This is a genomic window from Pseudomonas sp. CG7 (assembly GCF_023701885.1).
In the GTDB taxonomy this organism is placed as follows: Bacteria; Pseudomonadota; Gammaproteobacteria; order Pseudomonadales; family Pseudomonadaceae; genus Aquipseudomonas; species Aquipseudomonas zanjanensis.
This window is the reverse complement of sequence record NZ_JABAEE010000030.1, coordinates 25222-48427: the sequence shown is the minus strand read 5'-3', so window position 1 is coordinate 48427 and position 23206 is coordinate 25222. Positions and strand designations below refer to the sequence as shown.

General features: G+C 59.5%; 19 protein-coding genes. 14 read left to right on the top strand and 5 right to left on the bottom strand.

The window, feature by feature from the left end; all coding sequences use genetic code 11:
* Positions 1–10 precede the first annotated feature (10 nt).
* Positions 11–781 carry an iron-containing redox enzyme family protein gene (locus tag HGO40_RS14320; RefSeq protein WP_284739108.1) on the top strand — a complete coding sequence of 257 codons (771 nt, stop codon included), beginning with the start codon at positions 11–13 and terminating at the stop codon, positions 779–781.
* Positions 782–1078: 297 nt separating this feature from the next.
* On the opposite strand, the gene HGO40_RS14315 is transcribed toward HGO40_RS14320, so the two are convergent.
* The 5 genes from HGO40_RS14315 to HGO40_RS14295 form a co-directional block, all read right to left on the bottom strand.
* Complete coding sequence (locus tag HGO40_RS14315) at positions 1079–2005, bottom strand: GGDEF domain-containing protein (protein ID WP_250963518.1); 927 nt, start codon at positions 2003–2005, stop codon at positions 1079–1081.
* Between the two features lie 353 nt (positions 2006–2358).
* A complete protein-coding gene (locus HGO40_RS14310; protein ID WP_250963517.1) occupies positions 2359–3099 on the bottom strand; it encodes a YciK family oxidoreductase in 741 nt (246 codons plus the stop codon).
* A gap of 207 nt (positions 3100–3306) precedes the next feature.
* On the bottom strand, positions 3307–3978 hold the full coding sequence (gene mupP, locus HGO40_RS14305) for an N-acetylmuramic acid 6-phosphate phosphatase MupP (RefSeq protein WP_250963516.1): 672 nt from the start codon (positions 3976–3978) through the stop codon (positions 3307–3309).
* A gap of 4 nt (positions 3979–3982) precedes the next feature.
* Positions 3983–4681 carry a bifunctional 2-polyprenyl-6-hydroxyphenol methylase/3-demethylubiquinol 3-O-methyltransferase UbiG gene (ubiG, locus tag HGO40_RS14300; RefSeq protein ID WP_250963515.1) on the bottom strand — a complete coding sequence of 233 codons (699 nt, stop codon included), beginning with the start codon at positions 4679–4681 and terminating at the stop codon, positions 3983–3985.
* A 61-nt stretch (positions 4682–4742) separates the two neighbouring features.
* Entirely contained in the window at positions 4743–6074 is a 1332-nt protein-coding gene (locus tag HGO40_RS14295; RefSeq protein WP_250963514.1) for a TRZ/ATZ family hydrolase, read from the bottom strand.
* 106 nt (positions 6075–6180) lie between these two features.
* Between HGO40_RS14295 and mtnA the strand changes: the two genes are divergently transcribed.
* The 13 genes from mtnA to HGO40_RS14230 all read left to right on the top strand — a co-directional run bounded on the left by mtnA (position 6181) and on the right by HGO40_RS14230 (position 23175).
* Entirely contained in the window at positions 6181–7257 is a 1077-nt protein-coding gene (gene mtnA, locus HGO40_RS14290) for an S-methyl-5-thioribose-1-phosphate isomerase (protein WP_250963513.1), read from the top strand.
* A 429-nt stretch (positions 7258–7686) separates the two neighbouring features.
* Positions 7687–10350 (top strand): DNA gyrase subunit A, encoded by a 2664-nt coding sequence (gyrA, locus tag HGO40_RS14285; protein WP_250963512.1) that lies wholly within the window; start codon positions 7687–7689, stop codon positions 10348–10350.
* Between the two features lie 280 nt (positions 10351–10630).
* Positions 10631–11716 carry a 3-phosphoserine/phosphohydroxythreonine transaminase gene (gene serC, locus HGO40_RS14280; RefSeq protein ID WP_186704718.1) on the top strand — a complete coding sequence of 362 codons (1086 nt, stop codon included), beginning with the start codon at positions 10631–10633 and terminating at the stop codon, positions 11714–11716.
* The gene (gene pheA, locus HGO40_RS14275; protein WP_003199233.1) at positions 11716–12810 is read left to right on the top strand and encodes a prephenate dehydratase; all 1095 of its coding nucleotides are present in this window, start codon (positions 11716–11718) and stop codon (positions 12808–12810) included. Before serC ends, pheA begins: the two co-directional genes overlap by 1 nt.
* 13 nt (positions 12811–12823) lie before the next feature.
* Positions 12824–13936 (top strand): histidinol-phosphate transaminase, encoded by a 1113-nt coding sequence (gene hisC, locus HGO40_RS14270; protein ID WP_250963511.1) that lies wholly within the window; start codon positions 12824–12826, stop codon positions 13934–13936.
* Between the two features lie 28 nt (positions 13937–13964).
* Entirely contained in the window at positions 13965–16172 is a 2208-nt protein-coding gene (locus tag HGO40_RS14265) for a bifunctional prephenate dehydrogenase/3-phosphoshikimate 1-carboxyvinyltransferase (protein WP_250963539.1), read from the top strand.
* Positions 16169–16858 carry a (d)CMP kinase gene (gene cmk / locus HGO40_RS14260; protein WP_003183882.1) on the top strand — a complete coding sequence of 230 codons (690 nt, stop codon included), beginning with the start codon at positions 16169–16171 and terminating at the stop codon, positions 16856–16858. The genes HGO40_RS14265 and cmk overlap by 4 nt, the downstream gene beginning before the upstream one ends.
* Before the next feature lie 119 nt (positions 16859–16977).
* A complete protein-coding gene (gene rpsA, locus HGO40_RS14255; protein ID WP_186704721.1) occupies positions 16978–18666 on the top strand; it encodes a 30S ribosomal protein S1 in 1689 nt (562 codons plus the stop codon).
* A gap of 268 nt (positions 18667–18934) precedes the next feature.
* Positions 18935–19213 carry a hypothetical protein gene (locus HGO40_RS14250; protein WP_250963510.1) on the top strand — a complete coding sequence of 93 codons (279 nt, stop codon included), beginning with the start codon at positions 18935–18937 and terminating at the stop codon, positions 19211–19213.
* Positions 19214–19355: 142 nt separating this feature from the next.
* Positions 19356–19652 (top strand): integration host factor subunit beta, encoded by a 297-nt coding sequence (gene ihfB / locus HGO40_RS14245; protein ID WP_003199243.1) that lies wholly within the window; start codon positions 19356–19358, stop codon positions 19650–19652.
* 26 nt (positions 19653–19678) lie between these two features.
* Positions 19679–19903 (top strand): lipopolysaccharide assembly protein LapA domain-containing protein, encoded by a 225-nt coding sequence (locus tag HGO40_RS14240; RefSeq protein WP_250963509.1) that lies wholly within the window; start codon positions 19679–19681, stop codon positions 19901–19903.
* A gap of 162 nt (positions 19904–20065) precedes the next feature.
* Positions 20066–21136, top strand: a complete 1071-nt coding sequence (locus tag HGO40_RS14235) for an LPS O-antigen chain length determinant protein WzzB (RefSeq protein WP_250963508.1) — start codon at positions 20066–20068, stop codon at positions 21134–21136.
* Between the two features lie 782 nt (positions 21137–21918).
* Positions 21919–23175 (top strand): lipopolysaccharide biosynthesis protein, encoded by a 1257-nt coding sequence (locus tag HGO40_RS14230; protein WP_250963507.1) that lies wholly within the window; start codon positions 21919–21921, stop codon positions 23173–23175.
* Positions 23176–23206: the final 31 nt, after the last annotated feature.

Here is a 23206-nt window from a genome sequence, read left to right as displayed (position 1 = left end):
AGGCCCGCTCATGGACGCTACAAGCTATCCGAAATGGGCACAGCAGCTCATTACCGATTGCAGCGAGAGCAAGCGCCGGGTTGTCGAACACGAACTGTATCAGCGCATGCGCGACAACAAGCTCAGCGCCAAGACCATGCGCCACTACCTCATTGGTGGTTGGCCGGTCGTCGAGCAGTTCGCTTTATACATGGCACAGAACCTCACCAAGACCCGCTTTGCCCGCCACCCTGGCGAGGACATGGCGCGTCGCTGGCTGATGCGCAACATTCGTGTCGAACTCAACCATGCCGACTACTGGGTCAACTGGAGCGCCGCCCATGGCGTGACCCTGGAAGACCTGCAGGCCCAGCAGGTACCGCCTGAGCTTCATGCCTTGAGCCATTGGTGCTGGCACACCAGTTCCTCGGACGCGTTGATCGTGGCCATCGCCGCGACCAACTATGCCATCGAGGGTGCCACGGGAGAGTGGTCGGCGCTGGTGTGTTCCAACGGTGTCTATGCGGCCGCCTTCGCCGAGGAAGACCGCAAGCGGGCCATGAAATGGCTGAAGATGCATGCCCAGTACGACGATGCCCATCCTTGGGAAGCCTTGGAAATCATCTGTACGCTGGCGGGGATGAACCCGAGCAAAGCCCTGCAAACGGAGCTGCGCCAGGCCGTGTGCAAGAGCTATGACTACATGTACCTGTTCCTGGAGCGTTGCATGCAACTGGAACAGTCGGAGACAGTGAGTAAGTCGTCATCCACCCGCGAGCGCCTGGCATTGGCCGGGAGCTGATCCCTACCGCTACAGATAGCCACAACCTGTGGGAGCGAGCCTGCTCGCGAAGCGGTCTGACAGTCGACGGGGAGGTTGACTGCCAGACCGTCATCGCGAGCAAGCTCGCTCCCACAGTTGTTTCGGGGTGGAGGCTGGTTTCAACCCCACTCCAAATCCCTGTGGGAGCGAGCTTGCTCGCGATAGCGGTGGGTCAGCTTGCGCAGATGTTGGATGTGCAGCCATCATCACCGGATCGCCGCCCGGAGCAAGCCCGCTCCCACAGGGATGTCGGTGTTCTTATATTCTTTCGTTGCTTCAGCCGGCCATCGCCAGTCGATTGCGGCCTTCGCGCTTGGCCACGTACAGCGCGCTGTCGACCCTGCGCAGCAGGCTTTCCGAAGATTCCCCCGGTAGCAGGGTGGCGCAGCCCAGGCTGACGGTCAGCTCGATCCGGGTGCCAGCGGCGAAGTAATCCTGGGCCTGGGCGGCATAACGCAGCCGTTCGCCGACCATGGCCGCCGCATCCCGGCTGGTATTGGCCAGCAGGATCAGAAATTCTTCACCGCCGAACCTGAACACCATGTCCACGTTGCGCAGTTGGCCCTTGCTCGACTCGGCCACGGCCTTGAGCACTTCGTCACCGACGCCGTGACCATGGTTGTCGTTGATGCGCTTGAAATGATCGATATCGAGCATCAGCACTGACAAGGGCTGCGAATGACGCTTGGCCATGTCGATTTCCCGCATCAGGGTCTGGTCCATGGCGATGCGGTTGCCGGTACCGGTCAGCGGATCGCGCAGGGCACTACGGGTGGCGGCGCGGTAGAGCAGCGCGTTGCGCAGTGGGTACAGCAGCGTCGACATGATGGATTCGAGATCGCTCTGTTCCGCCTCGGTGAAACGCTGGTTGCGGCGAAATACCAGTTCCCCCAGGTGTTCGCCTTCATGGCTCAGGTTGTAGCGGAGGGTGTGATGCCCCCGTTGCCCGAACTCCAGGCGCAGGTCACTGGCTTTGTGCTGATAGGCCAACGCATCCAGGGGCACCAGTCGCTGAATTTCGCGGAAAAACAGGCCCAGGATGCGCTGTGGCTCCAGGCTGGTCTGCAGTTGCTGGCTCAGTTGTTGGCGCAATTGCGACAGGTTGACAGAGCGTGCAGCAAGCGGCGATGGCTGGGCCAGGCCCAGGCGCTGCAATTTGGCGCTGTCGAAGTCGATCGCGTTGATCTGGGTGGGCGTTTTCATATGGCGTTAGCCCCTAAGCTAAATCTGTCCCGCAGGTTGGGTGTGACGGCTTCGGGCTGCGCGTCGTACTGGTCCATCAGTCCCGTAGGACAACTGATTTGAGTTTAGTCCGCTTTCCATGGCAGGCATAAGTCTCGTCTCAACGTCCATTACCTGCCGAACATGGCATGTTTGAAGAGGTTAGAGCGAAAGTCGTGCCATTCGGTTCATTTCAGTAAAAACCGATTAGGAATCAATGGATTGAAAACGGCTCGCGATAAGCGTCGGCGACGTGGGCTTGGCGGTTCGCCTGGTTTGGCATGGATCAGGGCCGGTGTCGCGACGGTAAATCGTCGCGCCGCCGGCTCGGATCGTTATTGCGCGTTGAACGCCTGGCCGTTGACGCCGCTGCTGTCCGGGCCCATGAGGTACAGGTAGACCGGCATGATTTCTTCGGGCGTCGGATTGTTGAGCGGGTTTTCTCCCGGATAGGCCTGGGCGCGCATGCTGGTGCGGGTGGCACCGGGGTTGATGCTGTTGGCGCGCACCGGGGCGACGGTATCGACTTCGTCGGCCAGGGTCTGCATCAGCCCCTCGGTGGCGAACTTGGACACACCATAGGCGCCCCAGTAGGCCCGGCCCTTGCGGCCGACGCTGCTGGACGTGAACACCACCGACGCGTCCTTGGACAATTTGAGCAAGGGCAGCAAGGTGCTGGTGAGCATGAACATCGCGTTGACGTTGACGTGCATCACCCGCATGAAGTTCTCACCGGACAACTGTTCCAGTGGCGTACGTGGGCCGATGATCGAGGCATTGTGCAGCAGGCCGTCCAAGTGACCGAACTCGGTTTCGATCATCGCCGCCAGTTCATCGTATTGATGCGGCAGGGCGGTTTCGAGGTTGACCGGGATTACCGCCGGTTGCGGATGACCGGCCGCTTCGATTTCATCGTAGACCTGGGTCAGGTTGGCTTCGGTCTTGCCCAGCAGCAGGACGGTGGCACCGTGGGCGGCGTAGGCTTTCGCAGCAGCGGCACCGATCCCGCGACCGGCGCCGGTGACCAGGATCACCCGGCCATTGAGCAGATCGGGGCGGGGGGAATAATCAAACATAAAAAACCTCAACAAAATAAAGCGGCACGTTACCGTTTGTGCAGAGCAGTCATGGCCAGTGAGCTAACTGAGCTAACTGAGCTTAATGAATTTAGTGAGCTTTTGTGGCGAGGGAGCATGCTCCCGCTGGACTGGGAAGCGGTCCCCAGGCGACGGCTTCGCCGCCGAGCGGGAGCAAGCTCCCTCGCCACTAGAGCGGTCCTCAGCTCAGCAACTGCACAACGCGTTATCCAGCACTTCACGCAGGGCCAATGGATGGTCGATCACCACATCCGCGCCCCAGTGCTTGGGGTTGTCGTCCGGGTGAATGTAGCCATAGGTCACCGCGCAGGGCTTGGTGCCGGCGCTGCGGCCGGACTCGATGTCCCGCAGGTCATCGCCCACGAACCGCACGCTGGCCGGGTCCAGGTCGAGCAGCTTGCACGCCAGGGTCAGCGGTTCCGGGTCCGGCTTGCTGTTTTTCACGTGGTCAGGGCAGATCAACACTTTCGAGCGCTCGGCCAGGCCCAGTTGCTGCATGATCGGTTCGGCGAAACGTACCGGCTTGTTGGTGACCACGCCCCAGATCAGGTTGGCCGCCTCGATATCGGCCAGCACCTCGGCCATGCCGTCGAACAGGTGGCTGTGGACCGCGCACCCCTTGAGGTAGCGATCAAGGAATTCCTGGCGCAGTTCCTCGAACCCCGGTGATTCCGGGTCCATGGAAAAGGTCACCGCGACCATCGCCCGGGCGCCGCCGGAAATCTCGTCGCGTATGTGCTGGGTGTTCATCGGTGGCAAGCCACGGTCGGCGCGCATGGCCTGGCAGATGGCGATGAAGTCTGGCGCGGTGTCGAGCAGCGTGCCGTCCATGTCGAAGAGAACCGCTTTGAGACGCATCGACTTATTCCTCGCGCAGGGTCTGGATCATGTAGTTGACGTCAACGTCGGCGGCCAGCTTGTAGTGCTTGGTCAGCGGGTTGTAGGTCAGGCCGATGATGTCCTTGACCGTCAGCCCGGCCGCGCGGCTCCAGGCGCCCAGTTCGGAAGGGCGGATGAATTTCTTGAAGTCGTGGGTGCCCCGTGGCAACAGCTTCATGATGTATTCGGCACCGATGATGGCGAACAGATAGGCCTTCGGGTTGCGGTTGATGGTGGAGAAGAACACTTGGCCGCCCGGCTTGACCATGCGGAAGCAGGCGCGGATGACCGAGGAAGGGTCTGGCACGTGCTCGAGCATCTCCAGGCAGGTGACCACGTCGACTTGGCCGGGCATTTCTTCGGCCAGGGCTTCGGCGGTGATCTGCCGGTATTCCACGCTGACGCCGGATTCCAACTGGTGCAGTTGCGCCACCGCCAGCGGGGCTTCGCCCATGTCGATGCCCATCACCGTTGCACCGCGCTGGGCCATGGCTTCGCTGAGGATGCCGCCGCCGCAACCGACGTCGAGGACTTTCTTGCCGGCCAGATTGACCCGTTCGTCAATCCAGTTGACCCGCAGCGGGTTGATGTCGTGCAGCGGTTTGAATTCGCTTTCACGGTCCCACCAGCGATGGGCCAGGGCTTCGAATTTGGCGATTTCGGCGTGGTCGACGTTGCTCATGTGCAGATCCTCGAAAAGCTTGAAAAATCAGGTGCCCCGAGCCGTGGCTCAAGGGGCGTGGTCATTCGTTGTGGCCGCTGATGCGGCGACCCCAGGCCTGGGCCGTGGCGATCAGTGTCGGTTCGTCCATCCGGGTCAGCCGGCCATCCTCCATTAACGGCTTGCCGCCTACCCACAGGTGTTTGACGCAATCGCGACCGGTGGCATAGATCAACTGCGACACCGGGTCGTAGATCGGTTGCTGGGCCAGGCCCGACAAATCGAACGCCACCAAGTCGGCGGCCTTGCCGATTTCCAGGGAGCCGACGGTCGTTTCGATGCCCAGCGCCCGGGCGCCATTGAGCGTGGCCATGCGCAGGGCCCGATGGGCATCCAGGGCCGTGGCCGAACCGGCGACGGCCTTGGCCAGCAGGGCGGCGGTGCGGGTTTCGCCGAGCAGGTCAAGGTCGTTGTTGCTCGCCGCGCCATCGGTGCCAAGGGCGACATTGACGCCGGCCTGCCACAGGCGTTCCACCGGGCAGAAACCGCTGGCCAGCTTCAGGTTCGACTCCGGGCAGTGGATCACGCTGCAATTGCTTTCTACCAGCAAGGCCTGGTCTTCGTCGCTGATTTGAGTCATGTGCACGGCTTGGAAGCGTGGCCCCAGCAGGCCCAGGCGCCCGAGGCGAGCCATCGGCCGCTCACCGGTGTTATCCACAGCCTGCTGCACTTCGAAGGCGGTTTCGTGAACGTGCATATGAATGGCCGCGTCCAGTTCCTCGGCGATCACGCGGATTTTCTCCAGGTTCTCGTCGCCCACCGTGTAGGGCGCGTGCGGGCCGAATGCGACTTTGATCCGTGGGTGATGCTTGAGGTCGCCAAACAATTCGATGCCCTGACGAATGGCGTCGTCGGCGCTGGCGGCACCGGGGATCGGGAAGTCGAGGCTCGGAATGGCGATTTGCGTGCGGATCCCGCTGTCGTGGACGCACTGGCTGGCGATCTTGGGGTAGAAATACATATCGGAGAAACAGGTGATGCCGCCCTTGATCTGCTCGGCGATCGCCAGGTCGGTACCATTGCGCACGAAATCTTCATCGACCCATTTGGCCTCGGCCGGCCAGATGTGCTGTTCCAGCCAGGTCATCAAGGGCAGGTCGTCGGCCAAGCCACGGAACAAGGTCATGGCCGCGTGGCCGTGGGCGTTGATCAGGCCGGGGCTGAGCAGCATGCCGGGTAGCTCACGGACCTCGGTGGCGTCACATTTCAGGGCTTCTGCCCGTGGGCCGATGAACACGATGCAACCGTCGCGGATGCCCAGGCCATGATCCTTGAGCACAACACCGGCGGGTTCGACAGGCACCAACCAGGTCGGCAGCAATAATAAGTCGAGCGCAACGGCAGGCTTGGGCATCGTGGAACGGTTCCATGGGGTATAAAGGATGGCGAAGTATACCCGAGCGTCTTCGCGGAGGGATCGCTATAATCGGCGGCTTTTGTTCATGAGTACGGGGTGAAGGATGCGCGATCGACTATTGGCTGCGGAGAAGGTGAAGGCCATCGATTGGCGTGATGGCGTCCTGTACCTGCTGGACCAGCGTAGCCTGCCGTTCGAGGAGAACTGGATCGCCTGCACCCGTGTCGCCGACGTGGCCGAGGCCATTGGCTCGATGGTCGTGCGCGGCGCGCCGGTCATCGGCATCAGCGCGGCGTATGGCGTTGTGCTGGCGGCGCGGGCCAGGATGGCCGAGGGCGGCGATTGGCAGGCGGCGCTGGAGGCCGATTTTGCCTTGCTGACCGAGGCCCGGCCGACGGCGGCGAACCTGTTCTGGGCGCTGGATCGGATGCGTGACCGGCTGGGGCGCTTGAAAGGGCATGCCGAGCCACTGGCGGTGCTCGAGGCCGAGGCCATCGCCATCCACGAGAGTGATCGCGAAGCCAACCTGACCATGGCCCAACTGGGTGTCGACCTGATCCGCAAGCACCAGGGCAACGCCCAGGCCATCCTCACCCACTGCAACACCGGCGCCCTGGCCACCGGCGGTTTCGGCACGGCCTTGGGGGTCATCCGGGGTGCCTATATCGAGGGCATGGTGGAGCGTGTCTATGCCGACGAAACCCGGCCGTGGCTGCAAGGCTCGCGCCTGACGGCATGGGAATTGGCTCGTGAAGGCATCCCGGTGACCCTCAATGCCGACTCCGCCGCTGCCCACATCATGAAGACCAAAGGGGTGACTTGGGTGATCGTCGGTGCCGATTGCATCGCCGCCAATGGCGACGTGGCGAACAAGATCGGCACTTATCAGCTGGCCGTCTGTGCCATGCACCATGGCGTGCGCTTCATGGTGGTGGCGCCGAGTTCGATCGTCGACCTGAGCCTGGCCAGCGGTGACGACATTCCAATGGAAGAGCGCGACAGGCGCGAACTGCTGGAAGTCGGCGGCAAGGGGCTCGGCGCGGATATTGACGCCTTCAACCCGGTATTCGATGTCACGCCGGCGGATTTGATCGATGTGATTGTGACCGAGAAGGGCATCATCGAGCGTCCGGACACTGCCAAGCTGGCGCAATTGATGTGCCGCAAGCGGCTGCACTGAGGATTTCCAGGGTTTGATCGGCCGCCATCGCGAGCAAGCTCGCTCCCACACTGGATTTTCGGTGTTCACAAAATTCCTGTGGGAGCGAGCTTGCTCGCGATGAGGTCTGAAAAGTCAACAAATGAGTCGGAATCCAGCCATAAATCTTCATTCGTTGCGCTTCTAAGCCCCTCTGATCCCATATCAGCCTGTCACCGGTCAACTAACTACGCACCATGCGCATCTGGGGGATAGGTGCGTGGCGGCTCTTGTGATAACATCCGGCGGTTTCCAAGGCCGCCTCGCGAGGTGGTCTTTACTGCGCAGATCCATGGCATAACTCGTTGATTTGTCGTAAGTCGCTGCACGGCACTTGTTCTGCAGCGGCGAGCTTCGTTCGTCCCATCTGGATGTGACGAGGTTTCACCAGAAAAAGGAATCAGGCTTCTCATGGGCGAACTGGCCAAAGAAATCCTCCCGGTCAATATCGAAGACGAGCTGAAACAGTCCTACCTCGACTACGCGATGAGCGTAATCGTCGGGCGGGCGCTGCCGGATGCGCGCGATGGCTTGAAGCCCGTGCACCGGCGCGTGCTGTTCGCGATGAGCGAGCTGGGCAACGACTTCAACAAGCCGTACAAGAAATCCGCCCGTGTCGTCGGCGACGTGATCGGTAAGTATCACCCCCACGGCGACACTGCCGTGTACGACACCATCGTTCGTATGGCGCAGCCATTCTCCCTGCGCTACCTGCTGGTAGACGGCCAGGGCAACTTCGGTTCCGTGGACGGCGACAACGCCGCGGCCATGCGATACACCGAAGTGCGCATGACCAAGCTGGCCCACGAGCTGCTGGCCGACCTGCACAAGGAAACCGTGGACTGGGTGCCGAACTACGACGGCACCGAAATGATCCCGGCGGTCATGCCGACCCGTATCCCGAACCTGCTCGTCAACGGCTCCAGCGGTATCGCCGTGGGCATGGCGACCAACATCCCACCGCACAACCTCGGTGAAGTCATCGACGGTTGCCTGGCCCTCATCGACAATCCCGAGCTGACCGTCGATGAGCTGATGCAATACATCCCGGGTCCGGACTTCCCGACCGCCGCGATCATCAACGGTCGCGCCGGTATCATCGAAGCCTACCGCACCGGCCGTGGCCGCATTTACATGCGCGCCCGCTCGACGGTCGAGGACATCGACAAGGTCGGTGGTCGCCAGCAGATCGTTATCACCGAACTGCCATACCAGCTGAACAAGGCCCGCCTGATCGAGAAGATCGCCGAGCTGGTGAAAGAGAAGAAGCTCGAAGGCATCACCGAGCTGCGTGACGAGTCCGACAAGGACGGCATGCGCGTCGTGATCGAGCTGCGCCGTGGCGAAGTGCCTGAGGTGATCCTCAACAACCTCTACGCCCAGACCCAGCTGCAAAGCGTGTTCGGCATCAACATCGTTGCGCTGATCGACGGTCGTCCGCGGATCCTGAACCTCAAGGACCTGCTGGAAGCCTTCGTACGTCACCGTCGCGAAGTGGTGACCCGTCGCACGGTGTTCGAACTGCGCAAGGCTCGCGAGCGGGGTCACATTCTCGAAGGCCAGGCCGTTGCCCTGTCGAACATCGACCCGGTGATCGCCTTGATCAAGGCCTCGCCAACGCCGTCGGAAGCCAAGGAGGCGCTGATCAGCACCCCTTGGGAGTCCTCCGCGGTGGTGGCCATGGTCGAGCGCGCCGGCGCCGATTCGTGCCGTCCGGAAAACCTCGATCCGCAATACGGCCTGCGCGAAGGCAAGTACTTCCTGTCCCCGGAACAGGCGCAAGCCATCCTGGAACTGCGCCTGCACCGCCTGACCGGCCTGGAGCACGAGAAGCTGCTGGCCGAGTACCAGGAGATCCTCAACCAGATCGGCGAGCTGATCCGCATCCTCAACAGCGCCACGCGCCTGATGGAAGTGATCCGCGAAGAACTGGAAGTGATCCGCGCCGAATATGGCGACGTGCGCCGCACCGAGATCCTCGATGCGCGCCTGGACCTGACCCTGGGTGACATGATCCCGGAAGAAGAGCGCGTGGTGACCATCTCCCACGGCGGCTACGCCAAGACCCAGCCGCTGGCCGCCTACCAGGCCCAGCGTCGCGGTGGCAAAGGCAAGTCGGCGACCGGTGTCAAGGACGAGGACTACATCGCTCACCTGTTGGTCGCCAACAGCCACACCACGCTGTTGCTGTTCTCCAGCAAAGGCAAGGTGTACTGGCTCAAGACCTACGAGATCCCGGAAGCATCCCGTGCTGCCCGCGGCCGTCCGCTGGTCAACCTGTTGCCGCTGGACGAGGGTGAATACATCACCACCATGCTGCCGGTGGAGGAATACACCGAAGGTCACTACATCTTCATGGCCACCGCCAACGGCACCGTGAAGAAGACCCCGCTGGAATCCTTCAGTCGCCAGCGCAGCGTCGGTCTGATCGCCCTGGAGCTGGACGAAGGCGACGTGCTGATTTCCGCCGCCATCACCGACGGCGAGCGTGAGGTCATGCTGTTCTCCGACGGCGGCAAGGTTACCCGCTTCAAGGAATCCGACGTTCGCGCCATGGGCCGTACCGCCCGCGGTGTCCGTGGTATGCGCCTGCCGGAAGGGCAGAAGCTGATTTCCATGCTGATCCCTGAAGAAGGCAGCCAGATCCTCACCGCTTCGGCCCGTGGTTATGGCAAGCGCACGGCCATCAGCGAGTTCCCCGAGTACAAGCGTGGCGGCCAGGGCGTGATCGCCATGGTCAGCAACGAGCGTAACGGTCGCCTGGTCGGCGCCGTGCAGGTGCTCGACGGCGAGGAGATCATGTTGATTTCCGACCAGGGCACGCTGGTGCGTACGCGGGTCGACGAAGTCTCGAGCCTGGGTCGTAACACCCAGGGCGTGACGCTGATCAAGCTGGCCAGCGACGAAACGCTGGTCGGGCTCGAGCGGGTCCAGGAGCCGTCGGAAGTCGAAGGCGAGGAGCTGGAAGGCGAAGACGGCGTGGCGCTCGACGGCACCCTCGGCGCCGATGTCGACGATGCTGTCGGCGACCAACCGCTTGACGCTGCCGCAGACGAAGAAGAACCGCAGGACTAAGCGGACACGCAGGGGGCGGATGAAGATTCGCCCCCTTGTTGTTTGTTCTGTTTGAAAATTTGCGACACTGCACCATCCCCTGCCGGGGGAATGCTGCTCCCCTGAGGTTTCATACCTTGAGTGAACGGCCCCTGTGGGAGCGAGCTTGCTCGCGATGACGGACTGGCATTCAACATCAACGTTGACTGTTGTGCCGCTATCGCGAGCAAGCTCGCTCCCACAGTGGAGTTGTGTATAGATCAAAAGATTTAGTGACCACCAGATCAGAGCGAGATTGGATGTGAGCAAGAGAGCCTATAACTTCTGTGCCGGCCCGGCGGCGCTTCCTGAAGCGGTCCTGAAACGTGCCCAGGGTGAACTCCTCGACTGGCACGGCAAGGGCCTGTCGGTCATGGAGATGAGCCATCGCAGCGATGAGTTCGTGTCCATTGCCACCAAGGCCGAGCAGGACCTGCGTGATCTGCTGAACATCCCGTCCAACTACAAGGTGCTGTTCCTGCAGGGCGGCGCCAGCCAGCAGTTCGCCCAGATCCCGTTGAACCTGTTGCCGGAAAACGGCAGCGCCGACTATATCGACACCGGCATCTGGTCGCAGAAAGCCATCGAAGAAGCGTCGCGCTACGGTCACGTCAACGTGGCGGCCACCGCCAAGCCCTACGACTATTTCGCCATTCCCGGCCAGAACGAGTGGAAGCTGTCCAAGGACGCGGCCTATGTTCACTACGCGCCGAACGAAACCATTGGCGGCCTGGAATTCAACTGGATCCCGGAAACTGGCGACGTGCCATTAGTGGCCGACATGTCTTCGGACATTCTCTCGCGCCCTGTGGATATCTCCCGTTTCGGCATGATCTACGCCGGTGCCCAGAAGAACATCGGCCCAAGCGGCATCCTGGTCGCCATCATTCGCGAAGACCTGCTGGGGCGTGCCCGTTCCCTGTGCCCGACCATGCTCAACTACAAGGTCGCGGCCGACAACGGCTCGATGTACAACACCCCGCCGACCCTGGCCTGGTACCTGTCCGGGCTGGTGTTCGAATGGCTGAAGGAGCAGGGCGGTGTCGAAGCCATCGGCAAGCTCAACGAAGTGAAGCAGCGCACGCTGTATGACTTCATCGACGCCAGCGGCCTCTACAGCAACCCGATCAACAAGACCGATCGCTCATGGATGAACGTGCCGTTCCGCCTGGCCGACGACCGTCTCGACAAACCGTTCCTGGCCGGTGCCGACGAACGCGGCCTGCTGAACCTCAAGGGCCACCGTTCGGTCGGTGGCATGCGCGCCTCCATCTACAACGCCGTCGACATCAACGCCGTCAATGCGCTGATCGCCTACATGGCAGAGTTCGAGAAGGAACATGGCTGATGTCTGAGCAAGAACTCAAGGCGCTGCGCCTGCGCATCGACGCCCTGGATGAAAAGGTCCTGGAACTGATCAGCGAGCGCGCGCGCTGCGCCCAGGAAGTCGCCCGGGTGAAGATGGCCTCCCTGGCTGAAGGCGAAGTGCCGGTGTTCTATCGCCCCGAGCGTGAAGCCCAGGTGCTCAAGCGTGTCATGGAGCGCAACAAGGGGCCGCTGGGCAACGAAGAGATGGCGCGCTTGTTCCGCGAAATCATGTCCTCGTGCCTGGCCCTCGAGCAGCCGCTGAAAGTCGCCTACCTGGGGCCGGAAGGCACGTTCACCCAGGCTGCGGCCATGAAGCACTTCGGTCACGCGGTGATCAGCAAGCCGATGGCGGCCATCGATGAAGTGTTCCGTGAAGTCGCCGCCGGCGCGGTGAATTTTGGCGTGGTGCCGGTGGAGAACTCCACCGAAGGTGCGGTCAACCACACGCTGGACAGCTTCCTCGAGCACGACATGGTGATCTGCGGTGAAGTCGAGCTGCGTATCCACCATCACCTGCTGGTGGGCGAGAACACCAAGACCGACAGCATCAGCCGGATCTATTCCCACGCCCAGTCGTTGGCCCAGTGCCGCAAGTGGCTGGACGCTCATTACCCGAACGTCGAGCGCGTGGCGGTCTCGAGCAACGCCGAGGCGGCCAAGCGGGTCAAGGGCGAGTGGAACTCGGCGGCGATTGCCGGCGACATGGCGGCCGGCCTCTACGGGCTGACTCGCCTGGCCGAGAAAATCGAGGATCGTCCGGACAACTCCACGCGGTTCCTGATGATCGGTAGCCAGGAAGTGCCGCCGACCGGCGACGACAAGACATCGATCATCGTCTCCATGAGCAACAAGCCGGGCGCGCTCCATGAGCTGCTGGTGCCGTTCCACGACAACGGTATCGACCTGACGCGGATCGAGACCCGTCCGTCGCGTAGCGGTAAATGGACCTACGTGTTCTTCATCGATTTTGTCGGCCATCACCGCGATCCGCTGGTAAAAGGTGTGCTGGAAAAAATCAGTCAGGAAGCAGTGGCACTCAAGGTGCTGGGTTCCTACCCCAAGGCAGTTCTTTAAGGGCGGATAGCAAATGAGTGGCAACTTCCTCGCTCTGGCTCAGCCAGGCGTGCAACAACTCTCGCCTTACGTTCCGGGCAAACCCGTGGACGAACTGGCCCGCGAGCTGGACCTGGATCCGGCCAGCATCGTCAAGTTGGCGAGCAACGAAAACCCGCTGGGCGCGAGCCCCAAGGCGCTGGCGGCAATCCGCGACGAACTGGCCGAGCTGACCCGTTACCCCGATGGCAATGGCTTTGCGTTGAAAAGCCTGCTGGCCGAGCGTTGCGGTGTCGAGCTGAACCAGGTGACCCTGGGCAACGGCTCCAACGACATTCTTGAGTTGGTGGCGCGGGCGGATCTGGCGCCAGGTCTCAACGCTGTATTCAGCGAGCACGCGTTCGCGGTCTACCCGATCGCCACCCAGGCCGTCGGCGCGGATGCCCATGTGGTTCCGGCCAAGGAGTGGGGGCACGACCTGCTGGCCATGTTGGCGGCCATCGACGCCAATACCCGAGTGGTCTTCATCGCTAACCCGAACAACCCGACTGGCACCTGGTTCGATGCCCAGGCCTTGGATGACTTCCTCCAGGACGTGCCCGCCCACGTGCTGGTGGTGCTGGACGAGGCCTACATCGAATACGCCGAAGGCAGCGATTTGCCCGATGGCCTGGACTTCCTCGCGGCCTACCCGAACCTGCTGGTATCGCGTACGTTCTCCAAAGCCTACGGCTTGGCCTCGCTGCGGGTCGGCTACGGCCTGTCCACTGCCGTGGTGGCCGATGTGCTGAACCGCGTGCGCCAGCCGTTCAACGTCAACAGCTTTGCCCTGGCCGCCGCCTGTGCGGCCTTGCAGGATGAAGCCTACCTGGCTGAAAGCCGTCGCCTGAACGCGGCCGGCATGGAGCAGTTGGAGGCAGGCCTGCGTGAACTGGGCCTGGGTTGGATTCCCTCGAAAGGCAACTTCATCTGTGTCGACCTGGGGCGCGTCGCCGCGCCGGTGTACCAGGGGCTGTTGCGCGAAGGTGTGATCGTGCGTCCGGTGGCCAATTACGGCATGCCGAACCATCTGCGCATCACCATTGGCCTGCCGGCGGAAAACAGCCGTTTCCTCGAGGCGTTGAGCAAGGTCCTGGTTCGTGGTTGATGTCACTTCGCTGCAACCTGCTGTCTCTATGATCGATCGCCTGGTGGTGGTCGGCCTGGGCTTGATCGGCGGCTCGTTTGCCAAGGGCTTGCGTGAAAGCGGCTTGTGCCGTGAAGTGGTCGGTGTCGACCTGGATCCGCAGTCGCGCAGGCTGGCCGTGGAGTTGGGCGTGGTTGATCGCTGCGAAGATGACTTGGCAATCGCATGCCAAGGCGCGGATGTGATCCAGCTGGCGGTGCCGATCCTGGCCATGGAAAAATTGCTGGCGCGTCTGGCAACCATGAACCTGGGGCAAGCGATCCTGACCGACGTCGGCAGTGCCAAGGGCAACGTGGTGCGTGCAGCCACCGAGGCTTTCGGTGGGATGCCGGCGCGTTTCGTGCCCGGTCATCCGATTGCCGGTTCCGAGCAGAGCGGGGTGGAAGCCTCCAACGCCGAACTGTTTCGTCGTCACAAAGTGATCCTCACGCCCCTGGACCAGACGGACCCTGCCGCGCTCGCCGTAGTGGACCGTTTGTGGCGCGAATTGGGCGCCGATGTCGAGCACATGCAGGTCGAGCGTCACGATGAAGTGTTGGCGGCCACGAGCCATTTGCCGCACCTGTTGGCGTTCGGCCTGGTGGATTCATTGGCCAAACGCAATGAAAATCTTGAGATCTTCCGTTACGCTGCCGGCGGTTTCCGCGATTTCACGAGAATCGCCGGAAGCGACCCGGTCATGTGGCACGACATCTTCCTCGCCAACCGCGAAGCTGTCTTGCGCACACTCGATACATTTCGCAGCGATCTCGACGCCTTGCGCGACGCGGTCGATGCAGGGGACGGGCACCAATTGCTGGGCGTTTTCACACGCGCCAGGGTGGCCCGCGAGCATTTCAGTAAAATCCTGGCCCGTCGGGCCTATGTGGACGCTATGAACTCCAACGATCTGATTTTCCTGGCACAACCTGGTGGCTCCCTGAGTGGGCGTATTCGTGTACCGGGCGATAAATCGATTTCCCACCGCTCGATCATGCTCGGCTCCCTGGCCGAAGGCGTAACCGAAGTGGAAGGCTTCCTCGAGGGCGAAGACGCCCTGGCGACGCTGCAAGCGTTTCGCGACATGGGCGTGGTCATCGAAGGCCCGCACCACGGTCGCGTGACCATCCATGGTGTCGGCCTGCACGGCCTCAAGCCTGCTCCGGGGCCGATCTACCTGGGTAACTCCGGAACCTCGATGCGCCTGTTGTCCGGCCTGCTGGCGGCCCAGGATTTCGACAGCACCCTGACCGGTGATGCGTCGCTGTCCAAGCGTCCGATGAATCGCGTGGCCAACCCGTTGCGGGAAATGGGCGCGGTCATCGAGACGGCCGCCGAGGGTCGTCCGCCGATGATCATTCGTGGTGGCAACAAGCTCAAGGGCTTGACCTACACCATGCCAATGGCCAGCGCCCAGGTGAAATCCTGCCTGCTGCTGGCGGGTCTCTACGCCGAAGGCAAGACCACCGTCACCGAGCCGGCCCCGACCCGCGACCACACCGAGCGCATGCTGCGCGGCTTCGGCTACCCGGTCACGGTCGATGGCGCCACGGCGTCCGTCGAGTCTGGCAGCAAGCTGGCCGCGACCCACATCGAAGTGCCGGGCGATATCTCGTCGTCGGCGTTCTTCCTGGTGGCCGCCTCGATCGCCGAAGGCTCCGAGCTGGTTCTGGAGCACGTTGGCATCAACCCGACCCGTACCGGCGTGATCGACATCCTGCGCCTGATGGGCGCCGACATCACCTTGGAAAACCAGCGTGAAGTGGGTGGCGAACCGGTGGCTGACCTGCGCGTACGAGCGGCTAAACTCAAGGGTATCGAGATTCCGGAGGCGCTGGTTCCACTGGCCATCGACGAGTTCCCGGTGCTGTTCGTGGCGGCCGCCTGTGCAGAAGGGCGTACCGTGCTGACGGGCGCCGAAGAGCTGCGGGTCAAGGAATCGGATCGCATCCAAGTGATGGCTGACGGCTTGCTCGCCCTGGGCGTCAAGTGCCAGCCAACCCCGGATGGCATCATTATCGACGGCGGCCAGATCGGCGGCGGCGAAGTCCATGGTCACGGTGATCACCGCATCGCCATGGCCTTCAGTGTTGCGTCTTTGCGCGCCAGTGCGCCGATTCGCATCCATGACTGCGCCAACGTCGCGACGTCGTTCCCGAACTTCCTGGCGCTGTGCGCGCAGGTCGGTATCCGAGTAGCACAAGAGGCACAGTCGTGAACATCAAGGCACCGGTCATCACCATCGATGGCCCAAGCGGTTCGGGCAAGGGCACCGTCGCCGGGATCCTGGCCAGACAGTTGGGCTGGAACCTGCTCGATTCGGGCGCCTTGTACCGGCTGTTGGCGTTTGCCGCCGCCAACCATGGCGTCGACCTGACCAACGAGGAATTGCTCAAGGCGCTGGCCGCTCATCTGGACGTGCAATTCATCGCGGCGACCGACGGCCAGCTGCAGCGCATTATTCTGGAAGGCGACGAAGTCAGCGACGTCATCCGTACCGAAAGCGTGGGCGCCGGTGCCTCCCAGGTCGCCGCGCTGCCGGCGGTGCGCGAAGCCTTGCTGCAACGCCAGCGCGCATTCCAGGAGCCGCCGGGGCTGGTGGCCGATGGCCGCGACATGGGCACGGTGGTGTTCCCCGACGCGCCGCTGAAGATTTTCCTGACGGCCAGCGCCGAGGAACGGGCGCGCCGCCGATATTTGCAGTTGAAGGGCAAAGGCGAGGATGTTAGTCTGTCGAGTCTGCTAGATGAGATCCGTGCACGCGATGAGCGTGATACCCAGCGCGCAGTAGCCCCGCTAAAGCCGGCGGCCGATGCGATACAGCTGGATTCCACGGAGTTGTCCATCGATCAGGTGTTGCAACGCATCATGAGCGAGATCGCGCTTCGCGATATCGCCGGGTGACAGGAAGCTCCGCAGGGGACCAGTCATAGTCCTGCGGCGCTTCTTTTATATGAAACTAACCCACACCGTCTGGGGTGTGGAGATGGGCGTTTACTTCGCCCTAATCAACAGGAATTAAAATGAGCGAAAGCTTTGCGGAACTCTTTGAAGAAAGCTTGAAAACCCTGAACCTTCAGGCAGGCTCCATCATCACCGGCGTTATCGTTGATATCGATTACCAGGCTCGCTGGGTAACCGTTCACGCTGGTCTGAAGTCTGAAGCGCTGATCCCGCTTGAGCAGTTCTACAACGACGCTGGCGAACTGAACATCAACGTCGGTGACGAAGTTCACGTTGCGCTGGACTCGGTTGAAGATGGCTTTGGTGAAACCAAGCTGTCCCGTGAAAAAGCCAAGCGCGCTGAATGCTGGATCGTTCTGGAAGCGGCCTTCGCAGCTGAGGAAGTGGTCAAGGGCGTTATCAACGGTAAGGTTAAAGGCGGCTTCACTGTCGACGTTAACGGCATCCGTGCGTTCCTGCCAGGTTCCCTGGTTGACGTCCGTCCAGTGCGCGACACCACGCACCTGGAAGGCAAAGAGCTGGAATTCAAGGTCATCAAGCTGGACCAGAAGCGCAACAACGTTGTCGTTTCCCGTCGCAGTGTCCTGGAAGCCGAGAACTCCGCCGAGCGTGAAGCTCTGCTGGAATCGCTGCAGGAAGGCCAACAGGTCAAGGGTATCGTCAAGAACCTCACCGATTACGGCGCATTCGTCGATCTGGGTGGCGTCGATGGCCTGCTGCACATCACCGACATGGCCTGGAAGCGTATCAAGCATCCTTCGGAAATCGTCAACGTTGGCGACGAGATCGATGTCAAGGTTCTGAAGTACGATCGCGAGCGCAATCGTGTTTCCCTGGGCCTCAAGCAACTGGGTGAAGATCCATGGGTCGCTATCAAAGCCCGTTACCCAGAAGGCACCCGCGTCACCGCTCGTGTTACCAACCTCACCGACTACGGCTGCTTCGCTGAGCTGGAAGAAGGCGTTGAAGGCCTGGTACACGTTTCCGAAATGGACTGGACCAACAAGAACATCCACCCTTCGAAAGTCGTACAAGTCGGCGACGAAGTGGAAGTCATGGTTCTGGACATCGACGAAGAGCGTCGTCGTATCTCCCTCGGCATCAAGCAGTGCAAGTCCAACCCATGGGAAGACTTCTCTGGCCAGTTCAACAAGGGCGATAAAATCTCCGGCACCATCAAGTCGATCACCGATTTCGGTATCTTCATTGGTCTGGACGGCGGCATCGACGGCCTGGTTCACCTGTCCGACATCTCCTGGAACGAAGTGGGCGAAGAAGCCGTACGCCGTTTCAAGAAGGGCGACGAGCTGGACACCGTTATCCTGTCGGTTGACCCAGAGCGCGAGCGTATCTCCCTGGGTATCAAGCAACTGGAAAGCGATCCGTTCTCCGAGTACGTTCAAGAGAACGACAAAGGCGCAATCGTTAAGGGCATCGTGAAAGAAGTTGACGCCAAAGGCGCCATCATCACTCTGGCCGACGATATCGAAGCGACTCTGAAAGCCTCCGAAATCAGCCGTGACCGCGTTGAAGACGCGCGCAACGTTCTGAAAGAAGGCGAAGAAGTAGAAGCCAAGATCATCAGCGTTGACCGCAAGAGCCGCGTAATCCAGCTCTCCATCAAGTCGAAAGACGATGCTGAAGAGAAAGAAGCAATTCAGAGCCTGCGCGAGAAGCCAGCTACTGATGCTCCTGGTCCTACCACTCTGGGCGACCTGCTGCGTGCACAGATGGAAAAACAGAACTAAGTTCTGTCAGACCATGAAAAAGGGCGACTTCGGTCGCCCTTTTTTGTGCCTGCGATTACCTTGTAGGAGCTGCCGAAGGCTGCGATCTTTCTCCAGTCGCGAAACCAACCTCCAAGCCCAGCTGTCTCTTTCTTTAAGCGTATCAGCCATCTATCAAGGTTGGACCACAGATGTCATGGTTCCCCCTGAGCAATGTGGGAGCGAGCCTGCTCGCGATAGCGCCAGATCAGGCGCCACCCAGTCGAGCGATGGATATTTAAGGAGATGAATGAACAGGTACATCCTGATATTCGCAATATTGGCCTTGGCAGGTTGCGCTACGAGTGCCAAGACCCACGCAGTGCGTGGTGTCAGTGGTATCGAGGTCGACTGCTCAGGGTTGGGCTCTGGCTGGGAGAAGTGCCATAAGAGAGCCGCAAGAGAGTGCAAGGGTGCAGGCTACAAGGTCATTACCCGATCCGACGACGCGAAGGATAACGATCAATACCCCTTTGGTCTTAATCCTGCTGGCTATCTGACTCGCACGATGTTGGTCATCTGTAGATAGTTTGAGAAAGCTCCTGGCTGCATGGAAAGAAGCGGCAAGGGAGCAAAGAAGAATGTCAATACTTGGGCTGTTCAAATCCCTCTGGTCATGCTAAAACCTTTTCAAGCGATTTTCCTAGCTGCTTGAAAAAGAAGGGAAAAATATGACGAAGTCGGAGTTGATCGAACGAATTGTCACCCATCAAGGGCTGCTCTCATCCAAGGATGTGGAGCTGGCTATCAAGACCATGCTTGAACAAATGTCCCAGTGCCTGGCTACGGGTGATCGTATTGAAATCCGTGGTTTCGGCAGCTTTTCCCTGCATTACCGCGCCCCGCGGGTAGGTCGCAATCCAAAGACCGGCCAGTCCGTCAGCCTTGATGGAAAGTTTGTTCCTCATTTCAAGCCAGGCAAAGAGCTTAGGGATCGGGTGAATGAGGAGGAGGGGGATGAGCTGTAAAGATTCGGCCAGGCAAGGGGAAGCTCATGCGCAGCTCTAAACGGTTTGTTCTTGCCGCTCTGGCTCTGCTAGTAGTGGCAGCTGTCGTTGTATTTGTGCTTGAAAACAACCAGCCAGTCGCGCTGTTGTTCCTCGGCTGGTCGGCCCCGCAACTTCCTGTTTCAGTTTGCGTGCTAGTGTCACTTCTCGCTGGTATGATGGTCGGCCCGTTGCTCGCGTGGTTCATGGGGGCGCGTAGGCGATCGAAATAAATGGATGTGTGGCCCAGCAGTCTTGGTAAGGATCACTGTCTACAATTTTTTCTGACTTTGGGTGCGTTTTGTTCGTATTTAATCTAGCTCATTTTGCTGTTGTGTCCGATGTTTTCAACGCATCTGTTGTGTCTGCGGGCGTGAGGTCGTGCGAGGCTATTTATGCAAAGTGATCGTATTGATGTGCGTCGCGAAGATGAAATTGATCTGCTTGAGTTGGGGCGGGGGCTTTGGGCTCAAAAATGGCTGATTTTGGGTGTCACTTTTTTAGTTACTGTTGGTGCAGGCTTTTATGCGTTTCTTAGTAAGCCTGTCTATGAATCTAAGCTTTTTATTATGCCACCTACTCAGAATGACATCGCTGAGTTGAATTACGGTCGTGGGAAAAGTACAGAGCTGGATATTTATTCTATCCGGCATGTGTATGATGTTTTTGCTCGCAATCTTCAGGCGGAGACGCTTCGTCAGAAGTTTTTCAATGAGGTTTACCTTCCTTCGCTTGATGAATCTAGGCGAAAGGGGACGCTGGATAGCTTGTACGAGCGCTTCTCCCGAGAGTTGGTAATAAAGGGGCCTGGTAAAGATACGCCCGACCGTTTCTCGATTGCCGTTCAAGGTGCGGATCCTGCTCAAGCCACGGAGTGGGCAAAGAGTTATGTTCAGCGTGCTAGTGAGGCTGCTGAGTCAGAGTTAATCAAAAACGTCACGGCCGAAGCCTCGGTCAGAGCGCGTAACCTAGAACAACGAATTGTCAGCTTGCGTGAGAATGCACAGCGCGTACGCGAAGATCGCATTCAACAGTTGCGCGAAGCGTTGAAGGTTGCTAAGTCCATCGGTCTGACTACCCCGGCAATCAACTCCACCGCCGCAGTAGACATCACCGTGGAAACGGGAAACAAAATGGACTATCAGCGAGGAAGTAAAGCGCTGGCGGCTGAGATTGATGCGTTGGAGACTAGATCTTCCGATGACGCATTTATTAAGGATTTGCGTTCATTGCAAATGAGGTACAGCTTTTATCGTAAATTAAACATCGACGCTGAAAGTATTGCAGTGTATCGGCAGGACGGTAGCGTTGAGGTGCCCGAGAATCCGATAAAACCAAAAAAAGGTTTGGTCCTGATGTTGGGGGTCTTGGCTGGGTTGCTGTTGGGTGGGTTCGCTGCATTGATCAGGTTTGTGTTGCTTCGCAATGCGGAAGTGCAACGAGGTGGTCAGGCCGGTCTCGGTTGAAAGCTATTTTATTGGTGTGAGTTATATAAAGAACAAGTGATCTGTTCGGTTTCATTGAGCCTGCCGGCATTAGGTATTATCCAGTGAAGGCAGGCTTTTTTGGTATGGAAGGAAAAACTCTACGCGCTGCTGGTCGACTGATTTTTATGTCATGCACTGGCTCGCTTAGTGTCTTTTGGCGGGATTGGCGTTAGGTGTGTGGTCGCCTCGGTGGTCATGTCTTAAGATAAACTGCCTGGCGAAAGCGGACTCCGGCTGTTTTGAGCATTGCCTGCACCAGGCATCCAGGCGCGTACGTGGTAGTCCCCTAAAGCCATTTTGCTCGAGAGCAGGCATAATACGCACAGACTGAGTGAGCCTCTTGAGTGATTGCTGGCCAAGGCCTCTAGGTCGTAGCACTGAACAGGGCGACAAGCTGATGGTAGCCATCGCTTAACCAGAATGGACTGTGGGTGGGATACCTTCATCTAGGGGGGAACGTCCCTGTCCTCCACCGCGATCATGCTGGGATAGGCGCTGTGTATCTGGCCGTGGATGTGGGATGAACGAGTCTTTTTGCTGGTCAGTATGCTCGGTGCCGGCAGCAAACCAGCGTACTGTTGGCAACTGTTATTGCGGCCTATTAAGCTGTCATGATGGCGGGCGATAGATAGTTAAATGATCGCTTCCTCAAGAAAATGACGGTAATCCTTGGGGCTAGAGCGTGCCAAGGAGTAAACACAAGGATCGAAAGCGCTTTTTATGCGGCTGCTATCAGGTACGAACGTGAACAGATCAATTTAATGCCTGCTCGAAATTTTTTACAGATTTCCAATGTTGCTATTCGTGGCTTGACGCTTGTCAGCAAATTTTTGCTGATTTTTTTTCTTGCCCGTTTTCTCGAGCCGGCCGAGTTAGGCATCTATGGCCTGCTGGCCGCGACCGTTGGCTATTCGCTGTATTTTCTCGGGTTCGATTTTTACACCTACAGCACCCGTGAACTGCTCAAGCGCGAGCGTCGCGAGTGGGGTGGGCTACTCAAGGCGCAAGGGGCTTTGACCCTGGTGCTCTACGTCATTTTCTTACCATTGCTAAGCCTGATTTTTATCAAAGGCTTGCTCCCAGTGAAGGTTATAGGCTGGTTCTTTGTTTTACTGATACTTGAGCATCTGACTCAGGAATTGGGCCGCTTGCTGATCGCGACTTCGGATAAACTCTTTGCGAGTCTGATATTGTTTTTTCGATCGGGAGTCTGGGCCGTCCTGATCACGGGATTGATGTTTGTCGAGCCCGATACGCGAAATCTGGACATGGTATTTGGATCCTGGACGCTGGGAGCGGCGACAGCGCTTTTTCTGGGTATATATCGCGTCAAACGCATGGGGTTATCGGGTTGGCGGCAAGATATTGACTGGCCCTGGATCGTCAAGGGATTGAAGGTAGCGTCCGCATTGCTGATTGCGACCTTGGCCATTCGGGGGATTTTTACCCTGGACCGTTATTGGTTCCAAGATTTGGCGGGATTGGACGTGCTCGGTGCCTATGTCTTGTTCATGGGCGTGAGTATGGCGTTGATGTCATTTCTGGATGCGGGCGTATTTGCCTTTATTTATCCAGGACTGATCAGCGCCTACCAGCAGCGCGATCCAGTCGGTTTTCATCAAGGCATACGCAGATTATTGCTGCAGACCGTTGGTCTTTGCGGTGCTTTTTCGGTAATCGCACTGGTTATGATAGGCCCATTGCTGGCTTGGCTAGACAAGCCGCTTTACAGTGAGCAGCAGGGACTTTTCGTCTGGATACTTTTGGCTACGGTGCTCTACGCGCTGGGCATGATTCCCCATTATGGGTTATATGCCCAAGGTCGTGATCGACCAATCATTCATAGTCACCTAGCCAGTCTGCTCATTTTTGTTCTGGCGACTTGGGGTTTTGTGCAAATCTGGCCTCATCTTGCGGTGCCGCTAGGGCTGTGCGTCAGTTTTTTTGTCGTTTTGTGCTGGAAATCGTGGAGCTTCTATCGCCTCACCCCAGTACCTTACCGTTTATTTCAATCCTGACTTCGTGCAGGAAGCAACCAAGGGACGCGTC